Genomic DNA, 12,856 nt, shown 5'->3' on the forward strand with positions numbered 1-12,856 from the left:
CCGGGGGCGGCGCGTTTCCCTCCCGTGCCCTTGATGGGAATCAAGGGCACGCACGCCTGCCGCGCGCACCATCGCCGGCAGGATCATCGCCGCCGGTCGCCTCTGGCGATGAGCGATGACGGAGGGTGTCATGACCAAGATCACCGTTCCCTGGAAGGGTTGGGTTTTCCTATGCGACGGCGCCAAGGCGCTGGTGCTGGAAAATGCGGGAGACGCCGCCCATCTCGACCTGAAGACCATAGACGTGGCCGTGCAACCCGTTCCGCCCACGCGGGCGCTCGGCACCGACAGGCCGGGCCGTGTCCATGAATCCGCCGGTGTCTCCCGCAGTGCAGTCGCCGAGACCGACCTTCATGCAGAGGCGGAAGCCGAATTCGTGAAGGAGGCCGTCGACCATCTTGAGAAGGCGGCGGAGAGCCACGGGGTGAAGCACATCGTGGTGGTCGCCCCGCCCCGCGCCCTCGGCATTGTGCGCGACCATATGGGGGCAAGCCTCAAGGCGCGCGTGCAGGGGGAGGTGGCCAAGGATCTCATGAACCTTCCCGTCGGAGAGATCGAAAAGCATCTGGTGGCCTGATCGCCCCACATCACTGTCCGGAGACCGCACATGGCCGACGCGCCTGAACTGTCGATCCCGCTGGAAGCGGTCTGCTTCATCATCATCAAGGCGCGGGAGTTCGACGCCAAGGACGTGGTGACCGATCCCGACGACGGCTCCAATGCCAGTGATGACGGAATGGCGGCGGTGCTGGAGGACCATGGCGACGATCCCACTCGCGCCGAGATCGTCGGCCATATCCGCGCGCTGAACGAGGACGAGCAGATCGAACTGGTGGCGCTCACTTGGCTCGGCCGGGGCGATGGTACGCTGTCCGACTGGGACGCCCTCAAGGCGCAGGCGGCGGACGCCCGCAACGGGCGCACGGCCAGCTATCTCCTGGGCATGCCGCTTCTGGCGGATTACCTGGCGGACGGCCTCTCCCAGTTCGACCTGACCTGCCAGGACTTTGAGATGGACCGGCTTTAAGGCCGGTCTCGCTGAGGGGCCGCCGCCCCCGATTGCCCATTTGCCTCCCCGCCCGCCCCGTGACTAGATGGCGTCAAAGAGCATGGCCGCCTTGAATTCGGCGCTGTAGGGACGAGACCGGGGGCAATGGTATGGGGTTCGTGTTCAGGCAGGTGCGGCGCCTGCTGGTGCTGCTTGTCGTCCTCACCGCCTTGGCCCTAGTCGGCCGTGGGTTCCTGGCGCGCATGGAGCCGCCGCTCGAGGCCTGGCACACGTTTGCTCCCACCGAACTCACGCGCGATGAGCTCGGCAGGGCGGACTGGCCCGCCTACCTCGCCCGCGAGGCCAAACTGATGGAGGAGATCCGCACCCATGTGGCGGATCGGCTCTCCCCGGCAGCGCGGGTGCCTGGCAATCGCTATTTCGCCGACAGCCCCATCTATCCGCCCCGCTTCGCGCAGGACTGGAACCGGTCCTTCGTGATCGAGCCGCGAGGCCCGGTGAAGGGCGTGGCCGTGTTTCTCCATGGGCTGACGGATTCGCCCTACAGCCTGCGCCATTTTGCGAACCTCTATGCCCAGCGCGGCTTCGTCGCCCTCGGCATCCGCCTGCCAGCCCATGGCACGACGCCCGCCGCGCTGAAGAGCGCGGAGTGGGAGGACTTCATGGCGGCCACCCGCCTCGTCATGCGCGAGGCGAAGCGGCGGGCGGGCGGCACGCTGCCCGTGCATGTGGCCGGCTATTCCAATGGGGCGGCGCTCGCGCTCATGTATGCGCTCGATGCGCTCGATGATCCCACGCTGGTGAAGCCCGCCCGGCTGGTGCTGGTGTCGCCGATGGTGGGCGTGACCCCCTATGCCCGCTTCGCGCCGCTCGCCGGATGGCCGGCGGTGGTGCCCTATTTCGCGCAGTCGGCGTGGCTCTCCATCCTGCCGGAATTCAACCCGTTCAAGTACAATTCCTTCCCGGTGAATGGCGGCTACCAGTCCTGGCGCCTCACGCAGGCGCTGCGCGACAACATCACCCGTCACCTGAAGGCGGGCCGCCTGGAAGGACTGCCCCCCGTCCTCACCTTCCAGTCGCTGCTCGACCATACGGTGGTGGCGCGGGACATGGTGGACGGGCTCTATGGCCACCTGCCGGCCAATGGCAGCGAGCTGATGCTGTTCGACGTGAACCGCCTCGCCCAGCTCAACAATTTCCTGAGCGTGATCGCGCTCGACGCGGCGGAGACCTTGCTGCCGCCGGGACCACGCCCCTATCGCACCACCATCATCACCAACAGCGCGCCCGACACCCTCATCGCATCCGCCCGCATCACCGAGGCCGGACAGACCACCGCACGCGCCGAACCGCTGGGGCTCGCCTTCCCGCCGGAAGTCTATTCGCTCTCCCACATCGCCGTGCCCTTCCCGCTCCAGGACGGGCTCTATGGGCTCCAGCCGGAGCCGGGCGATGATTTCGGCATCTCGCTCGGCACCGCCGCCGGGCGCGGGGAGTTCAGCGCCCTCACCATTCCACTCATCATGGTGATGCGCATGTCCTCCAACCCCTTCTTCCCTTACGTGCTCCAGAAGGTGGGGGAAGGTCTGCCGCCGGCTCAGCCTTAAGGAGTCTCGACGGGTGCGCCATGGCTGTGGCCAGCATCGAGGCCGTGAATGTGGAAATCCTCCCGCGTCACCGCGTGGCGATGGATGAGCGCCTCCGAAAGCTGGCCCGACTTGAGCGCCACGGCGCGGGTGGCCAAGCGCTCCAGCACCGAGCGGTCGTGGGAGACCAGGATCATCGCCGTGTCGAGGCCGGAGAGCACCTCCAGCATGCGGGCATGGTTGGCCTCGTCCAGCGCATTGGTGGGTTCGTCCAGCAGCAGCACCTGGGGGCGCATGGCGAGCACGGCGGCAAGCGACACGAGGCGCTTTTCGCCGCCCGAGAGGCGGTGCGTCACCCGGTCCGCGAGGTGAAGAAGGCCCAGTCGGTCGAGGCAGGCGCGCGCTTCCCCCGCCGCCGCCGCGCGGTCGAGGCCCAGATTGAGCGGGCCGAAAGCCACATCGTCGAGCACGGTGGGGCAGAAGAGCTGGTCGTCGGGATCCTGGAACAGAAAGGCGGCGCGGGCGCGCACCTCGCGAAAATCCTTCTCCCCGCGCCGCTCCCGGCCAAAGGCGTGGATGCGGCCGGAGGTAGGCCGCTCCAGGCCCACGAGGGTGCGCAGCAAGGTGGTCTTTCCCGCCCCGTTCGGCCCCACCAGCGCCAGCCGCTCCCCCGCATGAAGCTGAAAATCCACCGCGCGCAGGACAACGGCCTCGCCCCGGCGGACCGTCACCTGATCGAGGCTGAGGAGCGGTGGGCTCATATCAGATGCTCCAGCACCAGGAGGACCGCGAGGACGGCGCCAACGGCGACCCCGAAGGCGCGGTCCGCCGGGCCGAAGGCAAAGGCCGAGAGCGGGGCCGGGAAACGGCCGTCGAAGCCGCGGCAACGCATGGCCTCGTGCACCCGCTCGGCCCGCTCCAGCGCCCGCACCAGCACCATGCCGCACAATTGGCCGAGGCTGCGCCAGGTGTGCAGGCTTGTGCGCGGTACGAAGGCGCGCGCCCGCATGGCCTCCCGCAGGCGGCCCGTTTCCGCGCGGATGACGGCCACGTAGCGCACCATCATCAGGAAGAGATGCACCAGCGCCTCCGGCGCGCCGAGACGCGCCGCCGCCTGCCCCACACGCACCGGCTCCAGCGTGCCGATGAGCGCGAAGATACAGGCCGCGCAGGCATTCACCTTCACCACGATCAGGAGCGCCCGTGCGAGGCCCTCGCGGCTGGCGGAAAGGCCGCCCAGTTCCAGCACCGGGACACCGGGCGTGGTGAATGGCAGCAGCACCAGCAGCACCACCATGAAGCCTTCCAGGTGGGCGAGGCGGCGGGTGAGCGCGGACGGGCCGAGCCCGCAGACCAGCGCCAGCCCCAAGGCGGCCAGCAAGGCAACGGCGGCGATCGGAAGGTGGTTGAGCGAGATGACGACGAGAACGCTGGCGAAGGCGGCCACGAGCCGAGTGCGGGGATCGAGTTCCGAAACCACAGTCGGCGCAGCGGCCTCGGTGTCCGCCAAGCTCATTTTCCGGCTCCGGACCGCCGCCGGGCCGAGACCCACAAGGCCGTTCCGGCCAGGCCCACGATCATGCCGATGCCGCCCATCACGTCATTGAAGCGTACCCGGCCTTCCGCCGCCTCATAGGCTTCCAGCAGCGGGCGGATCTGGCGGGCCACCGCCCGGTCCGCTGCTGCGTCCACCAGCCCGGCCAGGACGGCGGTATCGGGCGCGCAGGCGGTGGAGGGCGTAGGCGCGGAGGCAGGGGGAGCCGGCGCTCCCAACCCGGCCGCCGGCGCAGAGGGAGCAGGGGCAGCGGCAAGGGCGGACGCTGGGTCTGGGGCAGGGGCTGGGGACGCTGGCGCAGCCTCGGCTGGGCCAAAGCGATCAGCCGCCAGCAGCGCTTCAGCGACATGCCCGTCGCCGGCATTCACCACCACCTCCAGCGCCTGGGGCACGGACGGCCGGAAGGAGAAGCCGCCTTCCGCATCGGTGACGGTCCGTGCCAGATCGGCGCCACCCGGCGTGCGGAAGATCACCTGGGCCCCCTGCGGCCGCCCACCGCCGATGAAGAAGGCGTAGCCAGTAACGGCGCCATCCTCCACGGTGGCGAAGACCTTCAGACGATGGGCCAATGCAGGCGCCACCCCGAGCACCACCAGCACCAGGGCCGCGCAGAGGGCGCGGAAGGCCGGGAAGGCGGCGTTCACCGGACATCCCTCATGGGGCATCCCCGCGAGACGCGAGCACGCTGCCGGACGGCACCGGGGACGGCGCCTCAGCCCCCCTGTCCTCGGCGACCGGGAGGGGCTGTTCGAGGAAGACCTCCGGCTTGACGGTCTTCAGGAAGGCCACCGCGAAGCCGGTGACCGCGCCCTCGCCCAGCATCAAGGGCACGTAGGTGAGGAGTATGATACGCGCCGAGGGCACGAATTCGGAACCGGAGAGCGCCAGGGACAATGCCACAAGCCCGGCTGTCCCGGCCACCGCCGCCGCCGCGCAGGCGCCGCCCACCAGGCCGGCGAGGCCCGGCCGCGCCCGGCGGACGGCGGGCCGCAGAAGAAGGCCGAAGAGAATGCCGGGGCCGGCAATGTTCACCGCATTCACCCCGAGCGTGGTGAGCCCGCCAAATCCGAACAGCACCGCCTGGAGCGCCAGCCCCGCCACCACCGCCGGCAAGGTCGCCCAACCGATCATCAGCCCCATGAGGCCGGACAGCAGCAGATGCACGCTGGAGGGGCCCACCGGCACCGCCACCAGCGAGACGCAGAAGAAGGCGGCGGAGAGCAGCGCCACCTTGGGTATGTCCTCTTCCCGCAAGCGCCGCAGCGCCACCGCAAGCCCCGCCACCGCAAGCCCGCCGCCCCCCGCGAGGACCGGGAGCGAGAGCACGCCGTCGGGGATATGCGCCATGGCGGGCCTATTTCGCTGTGGTGGGCGCCGCAGGTGCGGCAGGGGCGGGCGGGGCGCTCATGTCGGTTGCCTTCACCCAGATCAGGGCGCCCAGCTCCACAGCTGCCGGTTTGCCGTCTGGGCCCTTCATGGGCTTGTCGCCATCCACCAGGGCGGCGAAGCCCCACCAGCCGGCGCGCGGCATGGCATAGGAGAAGACGCCGTTCTGATCGGCCTTGATGACCTGGGTAATGAAGGCCTCGTTGGGCGCCTTGACCGAGCCGTCATTGACATATTCCACCTCAATCTCGGCGAAGGGCACGGGCTTGCCGTCCTTGCGCACGAGGCCGCGGAAGAGGTTGCCGGTCCAAAGGCCGGTGGGCCGCACCAGCGGCTCGATCTCCACCGGCAGGCCGACTTTGGCATCCCAGCCCTCGCCGGAGGCGAAGCCGTCCACGAACACTTTGGCATAGTGGACGATGTACTTGTTCTCCGCCGGCTCCCAATAGGGCTGGGGCTCCACGAAGAAAAGCGCGCCGCCGGGCGCCTTGAGGTCATAGGCCAGCCGCCAAGCCTGCTTGCCGTTCACCGTCTGGCTAGCGATCTTGGGCAACAGGTCGGTGACGCCAGCGGCGGTCTTCACACCCACCCGCTTGGGGCGGGCCATGTCCATGGCCGGGCCGCCCTCCATGGGATGGGTGAAGACCAGGTCCACGGTCACGGGGCCGCCATCGGGCAGCACGTCCGCAGAGGGCAGGATCTCCTGGAAATGGGCGAAGGCCGCCCCGGTCCCCAGACAGAGCGCCATTGCCGCGCCGAGCACCCGCCGTGCCATATCAGGCTCCCCAAACGATGATCATACGTTTTTGTAAAATCATCATACTAGGGACGCAAGGGGACAGGCGGCACTTTTCGCGCCGCCGCCCAATGGCCCCCAATCAAGTGCGGTAGTCGGGCTCCTCGCGATCGAGAGTGCGCCTCATGCTGGCGAGGTGAAGGCGGGCGGATTCGGGATCGCCTTCCCGCATCTGGCGTGCGGCGGCGGCGGCAATCTCCGGCTTCACCGGAATGACCGGACGGCCAGTGCCCAGCGCCAGGCACTGCACCTCGCAGGCCCGCTCAAGATAATAGAGATCGTCCCATGCCTCGGCGATGTTGGGACCCAGCACCATCACGCCGTGATGCTTCATGAAGACGATGTCCGCATCCCCCACCGAAGCGGCGATGCGGTCGCCTTCGGTGGCGTCCAGGGCAAGGCCGTTATAGTCCTCGTCCACGACGACGCGGCCGTAGAATTTCAGCGCCGTCTGGCCGGCATAGATGAGGGGATCGCCGGCGGTCATGCTGAGCGCGGTGGCGTAGGGCATGTGGGTGTGAAAGGCGACCTTGGCGCGCGGCACGTTCTTGTGCAGGCGGGCATGGATGTAGAAGGCGGTCGCCTCCGGCACGCCTTCCCCGGAGAGCACATTGCCGTGGAAGTCGCACACCAGGAGGTGGGAGGCCTTCAGTTCCGCGAAGGCATAGCCATAGGGATTGACCAGGAACAGGTCGTCATAGCCGGGAACGACGGCGGAGAAGTGGTTGCAGATGCCCTCATGCATGCCGAGGCGGGCCGCAAAACGGAAGCAGGCGGCAAGCTCCACCCGTGCATTCCAGACGGTCTCGCTGTCGAGATCGGGGCGATTGGGCACCATTGCGGGGGCGGCGTCGGGCGCGTGGGCGTCCTTGTTCAGGGCATGGGCCATTCAGGTCTCCTCCTTCTTCTTGCGGCGCGGGGTGGATTTCGTCTCCGGCGCATCCTGCGGTGCGGCGGGCAGCGGCTTTTCCGCCCCGGAGGTGAGATAGGCGAGCACCATGTCCACGATATGCGCCTTGCGCCGCGCAATGTTCTCCGGCCGTTTCAGGTCGCGGTCGAAGATCATGGACAGGGTATATTTGTTGGACAGGTAGAAATAGCCGAGGCCGGACATGGAGATATAGAGCTCCACCGGATCGATGCCGGCGCGAAACACCCCTTGCCGCTCCCCCTCCGCCAGGATGGTCTGGATTGAATCCGACAGGCGATTATAGAGCGAGCGGATGATGGGCGACTTGGTGATGTGCTTACCGCGATAGAGGTTTTCCGTGTTGAGCATGACGATCACGTCCGGCTCGTCCACGAAAGTCTGGAAAGTGGTCTCGCACAGGCGCCGCATGGCCTCCACCGGGTCGAGGCCGGTCAGCGGCACGTCGCCCTGGCGGCGGCGCAGGGTCTCATAGGTGCGCTCCAGCACCCGGACATAGAGCTCTTCCTTGGACCGGAAGTGGTGGTAGAGCAGGTTCTTGCTCACCTTGGCCCGAGCGATGATGGCATCCACCCGCGCCCCGTCATAGCTGCGCCGGGCGAACTCCGCCTGGGCGGCGGCAAGAATCCGTTCCTGGGTCTGGATGGTGTCGCGCTTGCGCACCGGTTCCCCGGAGGTCGCGGCCGGCTTGCGCTTTCCCTTAGACGGGCGCTCGGCCTCGGGGAGGTCCGACGGCGTGTCTGGCGGCTCTTGGGGCATGGCGACGTCCGGCATGGTTCAACTCCGCGCCATCATACCGGCATTGGTCGGGGTGCAACCAAGGGTGCGCACCGTTCCACACAGATGCGTGCGGTTTCCGCGCCATCGCGCTGCCACCAGTCCAGGCGGGAGAAGATCTCCACCTCGAACGGCCCATCATAGCCGATCTCGTCCAGCACCCGGCGGAAGCCGGCCAAGTCGATCACCCCGTCCCCCACCATGCCCCGATCCTGGTAGAGGTCGCGGGTGGGCACCAGCCAGTCGCACAGATGGAAGGTGAGGATGCGCTCCGGCCCTGCCCGGCGCAGGCCGTCGGGGAAATCCGGGTCCCACCAGCAATGATAGACATCCGCCACCAGCCCCGTCCCGGCGCCGAGCTCGTCCATCAGGTCCAGGCAGGCGCGGGTGGTGTTGAGGCAGGACCGCTCGGCCGCATACATGGGATGGAGCGGCTCCAACCCCAGATCCACGCCGCAGGCGCGGGCATGAGGCAGCAAGGTGTGCAGCGCATCGGCCACGCGGGCGCGGGCGGCGGACAGGTGCTTCTCGCACGTGGCGAGCCCGCCGGGCACCACCACCAGGCACTTGGCGCCGATCTCGGCGGCGGCGTCCAGCCGGCGGCGGTTCTCGTCGAGCGCGGCGGAAAAAGCCGTCGTGTCGGTCAGGTTGACCCAGGCGGTGGTGCACAGGCAAGGCACAAACAGACCGGCATCGCGGATGAGCCGCGCGGCGGCCGGCGCGCCGATGCCCTCCAGATATCGCGTCCACACGCCAATGCCACCGACCCCCAATCGGGCATAGACATCCACCGCCTGCGCCAGGGTCAGGTCGCGGGTGGTGATCTGGTTGATGGCGAAGCGCGAGAGCGCAGTCATGCCTGCGCCCCGCGCCGGGCGCTGCGCAATGCCTTGGTCCGCACCTCGTCCACGCGACCGTCGGCGATGACGACGGCGAATCCCTCGCGGGCAAAGGCCTCGCTCACCTTGCCGTCGATCACGTCTTCCAGCACACGGGCAGGATCGCGCTCCAGCGGGTCGCCATAGCCGCCGCCGCCCGCCTGTTCATGGCGCAGCACCGCACCGCGATGGACGGTGCGCGTCACCTTGCTGGCGAGAAGCTCCACCGTGCCAGTCTCGTTCAAGAGGTTGCGGGAGGGCGCGCCGGGCCCGCCGCCGAACAGGCCATAGGGTTGGTTCAGATAGCGGTCGGCGCGCAGTTGCATCACCGCCTCCTCGGCCAGCAGGCGATACTGGCGCACGACGCCGAGCCCGCCCCGGTTGTGGCCGGCCCCACACGAATCGGCCCGCAGGGCATATTCCTCGATCATGAGGGGATAGGTTGCCTCCATGATCTCAACCGGCATGTTGGACATGTTCTGGGAGGGATTGGTGACGGCGTCGATGCCATCCTTGGTGGCTCTGCCCCCGAGCGCGCCATTGATCATGTCCACAACGATGAAGGGCTCGCGCGTCGCCTTGTCGTAGCCGCCGAGGCAGACCACCGAATTGCCCCCCTCCCCGGCCGCGCAGACCCGCTCGGGGACGATGGCCGCCAGGGCGCCCAGCACCGTGTCCACCACACGGTAGCCGGTGAGCGCGCGGGCGGCGACGGGCGCGGGGAATTCCGGATTGAGCAGCGAACCCTTGGGCGCGCTCACATCGATGCAGCGATAGACGCCCGCATTGTTGGGCACGTCCGGATCCAGCACGCAGCGCACCGCCAGATAAGTGGCGGACTTCACGAAGGACAAGGTCGAGTTGATGGCGCCCTTCACCTGCGGCGCCGAGCCCTCGAAGTCCACGCCGATCTGGTCGCCCGCCACGGTAATGGTCACATGGATGGGAATGGGCGCCTCGTCGAAGCCATCGCCGTCAATGTAATCGGTGAAGCTGTAGCGCCCGTCCGGCCAGCGGGCGAAGGCGCGGCGGGTCAGGCGCTCGCCATAATCCAGGAACTCGGCCAGGAAGCGTTCCACCATCTCGATGCCGTAGCGGCCGGTGAGACGCAGGAACTCGCGCTCACCCAGCGCGCAGGTGGCGAGCTGCGCCTCCAGATCGCCGATTACCAGATCCGGCAGACGCACATTCTTGGAGATGATGTCGAACAAGGTCTTGTTGCGCACCCCCTTGTCGAACAGCTTCAAGGGCGGAATGCGCAGCCCCTCCTGGAAGATCTCCGTGGAATCCGAGGCGTTCGAGCCAGGCACCCGGCCGCCCACGTCGCAATGGTGGCAGATGACCACCGCATAACCCACATGCCGCGCCCCGTCGAAGATGGGCTTGAACATGAAGATGTCCGGCAGATGCATGCCGCCATCATAGGGGTCGTTGAAGATGATCACGTCGCCGGGATGGAGGTCGTCGCCATAATGGCGCTGGAGCGCCGCCATGGCGTCGGGCACGGCGCCCAGATGCAGCGCCACCGTCTTGGCCTGGGCGAGGATGCGGCCCTCGGCGTCGCACATGGTGGCGGAATAATCGAGCACGTCGCGCACGATGGGCGAGCGGGCCGTGCGCATAACCGTATAGGCCATGTCATCGACGATGGATTCGAACGCGCTTTTGAGAACCGCGAAGGTGATGGGATCGAGCGACGCGCTCGGCTGCGGGCTGACGGGCGGTGTCGGCTGGGCGTGGATCATGGCGGGCTCCGTCAGCTCAGCGTGATGAGGAGATTGTTGTGGGCGTCGACCTCGGCAGTGGCATCCGGCGGGATCACCACCGTGCTGTCCGCTCCTTCCAGGATGGCCGGGCCGGTGAGGGAGGCCGGGCAGGCACGCCGGTCATAGACCGGGGTCTCCCGCGTGCCCCGCTCGGCGCCGAAATGAACGGTGCGCACGCCGATAGGCTCCGCCGCCTGAGCCGCTTCCGCGCGGCGCGCCTTGAAGTCCAGCTTGCCGGGCCGCAGCCCCCGCCCGATCAGGCGCAGGCTCACCACCTCGATGGTGTCCGCGGAGGAGTAGGAATAGATGGCCTCATAGGCGCTGGTGAAGGCGGCCTTGAGAGAGGCCACGTCACCGGCGCGATAGGGCACCGCCAGCGACACTTCCTGCCCCCGGAAGCGCATGTCGATCTCGGGCGAGAGGCGCACATGGTCCGCCGCGACGCCTTCTTCCTCAAGCGCGCGGCGCGCTTCGTCGGAAAGCTCGGCCAGCACCGCCTCCACCGCCTCCGTATCCAGCGCGTCGAGCCGACACGGGAAGGGACGGATGAAGTAGCGCTCCACATCCCCCGCCAGCATGCCCATGGCGGTGAAGACGCCGGGTGAGGCCGGCACCAGCACGCGGGGCATGGCCAGCAGCCGGGCGATGTCGGCCGCGTGGACCGGCCCTGAACCACCAATGGCCACCAGCGTGAAGTCACGCGGGTCAACGCCGCGCTCCACCGTCACCGCGCGGATGGCGCGGGCCATGTTGGCATTCACCACTTCGCGCACGCCATGGGCGGCGGCTTCCGCGCTGAGGCCGAAGGGGGTACCGAGATCGCGGGACATGGCCGCGCGGGAGGCCTCCACCGACAAGGGCCGCGCCCCGCCAGCGAGGGCGGCCGGCAGATAGCCGAGCACCAGGTTCGCATCGGTGACGGTCGGCCGCGTGCCGCCAATGCCGTAGCAGACGGGACCGGGATCCGCCCCCGCCGAGACCGGCCCGACGCGCATCAGCCCGCCTTCGTCCACATAGGCGACGGACCCGGCGCCCGAGCCCACCTCGGCCACGTCCACGGTGGGCACGCTCATCATGTAGCCGCCGGCCTTGATGAAGCGGCTGGGCGTGGAGATGCCGGCGCGGAACTCGTACTCGCTCACCCGCATCAGTTCGCCCCCTTGCACCAGGGAGGCGGAGGCGGTGGTGCCGCCCATGTCGAACACCACCAGATCCTTCAGCTCCAAGGCCTCGCCAAGGCGCGAGCCGCCCACCACGCCGGCCGCCCGGCCGGAGGAGATGAAGAAGACCGGCTTTTCCCGCGCCGTCTGGGAGGAGGCGAGCGCCCCGTTGGAATTGCACACCAGCAAGGGCGCGCTGACACCGGCCGCCGCGAGCCCCTGCTCCAGGCGCGTCAGATACTGCTCCAGCACCGGCCGCACATAGGCATTCACCACCGTGGTGGAGGTGCGCTCATATTCCTTGGCTTCCGGCAGCACCGAGACCGAAGAGGTGATGCGCACCTTCGGGAAGCGTTCCGCCAGCAGCAGCTCTGCGCGGCGCTCATGCACGGGATTGCGGTAGCTGTTGAGGAAGCACAAGGCGAGCGAGGTCAGCCCCGCCGCCACCAGATCCTCGGCCGCCGCCATCAGTTCCGCCTCGTCGAGGGGAACGAGGATGGTCCCGTCGGCGGCGATGCGCTCTGTCACCTCGCGGCGATGGCGCCGGGCGACCAGGGGCTGGGGCTTCTCCCATTGCAGGTCGAACATGGACGGGGTCCGCAGGCGGCCGATCTCCAGCACGTCGCGGAAGCCGCGCGTGGTGATGAGGCCGGTGGGCGCGCCCACCTTCTGGAGCAACGTGTTGGAGCCCACCGTCGTGCCGTGAACCACCTCGGCGATGTCAGCCGGGTCGAGCCCGGCGTCCGCGATGATGGCCGCCACCCCTTCCAGCACCGCCGCCTCGGGCGCCGCCGGCGTCGAGGACACCTTGCGATGGAAGACGGCGCCCGCGCCATCGGCGAGGACGAGATCCGTGAAGGTCCCGCCAATGTCGACGCCGATGCGCGCGCCGGACCCGGACGGTGCGCGCCCGTCCGGCGCTGGGCTCAATGAGACTGCCACGGTGATGCCTCCGGAATTATTGGACTAAATGGTTAGTTATAGGCGGATTTCCCGTCAAGAGATCATGCGCACG

Annotated in this window: 13 protein-coding genes; 3 read left to right on the forward strand and 10 right to left on the reverse strand. The window is 68.4% G+C overall.

Features of this window, described 5'->3' with window-relative positions:
- Positions 1–130: 130 nt before the first annotated feature.
- The 3 genes from J5J86_RS00540 (at position 131) to J5J86_RS00550 (ending at position 2,616) form a co-directional block, all read left to right on the forward strand.
- A complete protein-coding gene (locus J5J86_RS00540) occupies positions 131–577 on the forward strand; it encodes a baeRF12 domain-containing protein (protein ID WP_209102980.1) in 447 nt (148 codons plus the stop codon).
- Positions 578–607: 30 nt separating this feature from the next.
- Positions 608–1,027 (forward strand): DUF3775 domain-containing protein, encoded by a 420-nt coding sequence (locus J5J86_RS00545; protein ID WP_209102981.1) that lies wholly within the window; start codon positions 608–610, stop codon positions 1,025–1,027.
- A gap of 131 nt (positions 1,028–1,158) precedes the next feature.
- Entirely contained in the window at positions 1,159–2,616 is a 1,458-nt protein-coding gene (locus J5J86_RS00550; RefSeq protein ID WP_209102982.1) for an alpha/beta hydrolase, read from the forward strand.
- Here the strand turns inward: J5J86_RS00550 and J5J86_RS00555 are convergent.
- The 10 genes from J5J86_RS00555 to J5J86_RS00600 form a co-directional block, all read right to left on the reverse strand.
- On the reverse strand, positions 2,613–3,356 hold the full coding sequence (locus J5J86_RS00555) for an energy-coupling factor ABC transporter ATP-binding protein (RefSeq protein ID WP_209102983.1): 744 nt from the start codon (positions 3,354–3,356) through the stop codon (positions 2,613–2,615). The genes J5J86_RS00550 and J5J86_RS00555 overlap by 4 nt on opposite strands.
- Positions 3,353–4,111, reverse strand: coding sequence for a cobalt ECF transporter T component CbiQ (cbiQ, locus tag J5J86_RS00560; RefSeq protein ID WP_209102984.1), 759 nt, complete (start codon positions 4,109–4,111; stop codon positions 3,353–3,355). The genes J5J86_RS00555 and cbiQ overlap by 4 nt, the downstream gene beginning before the upstream one ends.
- On the reverse strand, positions 4,108–4,794 hold the full coding sequence (locus J5J86_RS00565; protein ID WP_247657830.1) for a cobalamin biosynthesis protein CbiM: 687 nt from the start codon (positions 4,792–4,794) through the stop codon (positions 4,108–4,110). Before J5J86_RS00565 ends, cbiQ begins: the two co-directional genes overlap by 4 nt.
- Before the next feature lie 10 nt (positions 4,795–4,804).
- Positions 4,805–5,497 (reverse strand): cobalt transporter CbiM, encoded by a 693-nt coding sequence (cbiM, locus tag J5J86_RS00570; RefSeq protein ID WP_209102985.1) that lies wholly within the window; start codon positions 5,495–5,497, stop codon positions 4,805–4,807.
- 7 nt (positions 5,498–5,504) lie between these two features.
- The gene (locus tag J5J86_RS00575) at positions 5,505–6,311 is read right to left on the reverse strand and encodes a DUF4198 domain-containing protein (protein ID WP_247657832.1); all 807 of its coding nucleotides are present in this window, start codon (positions 6,309–6,311) and stop codon (positions 5,505–5,507) included.
- Positions 6,312–6,414: 103 nt separating this feature from the next.
- Positions 6,415–7,221 carry an aldolase gene (locus J5J86_RS00580; protein ID WP_209102986.1) on the reverse strand — a complete coding sequence of 269 codons (807 nt, stop codon included), beginning with the start codon at positions 7,219–7,221 and terminating at the stop codon, positions 6,415–6,417.
- Positions 7,222–8,034 (reverse strand): TetR/AcrR family transcriptional regulator, encoded by an 813-nt coding sequence (locus J5J86_RS00585; RefSeq protein ID WP_247657833.1) that lies wholly within the window; start codon positions 8,032–8,034, stop codon positions 7,222–7,224.
- A 17-nt stretch (positions 8,035–8,051) separates the two neighbouring features.
- A complete protein-coding gene (locus J5J86_RS00590; RefSeq protein WP_209102987.1) occupies positions 8,052–8,894 on the reverse strand; it encodes a sugar phosphate isomerase/epimerase family protein in 843 nt (280 codons plus the stop codon).
- Positions 8,891–10,660 carry a hydantoinase B/oxoprolinase family protein gene (locus J5J86_RS00595; RefSeq protein WP_209102988.1) on the reverse strand — a complete coding sequence of 590 codons (1,770 nt, stop codon included), beginning with the start codon at positions 10,658–10,660 and terminating at the stop codon, positions 8,891–8,893. The genes J5J86_RS00590 and J5J86_RS00595 overlap by 4 nt, the downstream gene beginning before the upstream one ends.
- Positions 10,661–10,671: 11 nt before the next feature.
- Positions 10,672–12,783 (reverse strand): hydantoinase/oxoprolinase family protein, encoded by a 2,112-nt coding sequence (locus tag J5J86_RS00600; RefSeq protein ID WP_247657835.1) that lies wholly within the window; start codon positions 12,781–12,783, stop codon positions 10,672–10,674.
- Positions 12,784–12,856 lie beyond the last annotated feature (73 nt).

Source organism: Aquabacter sp. L1I39, from assembly GCF_017742835.1.
In the GTDB taxonomy this organism is placed as follows: domain Bacteria; phylum Pseudomonadota; class Alphaproteobacteria; order Rhizobiales; family Xanthobacteraceae; genus L1I39.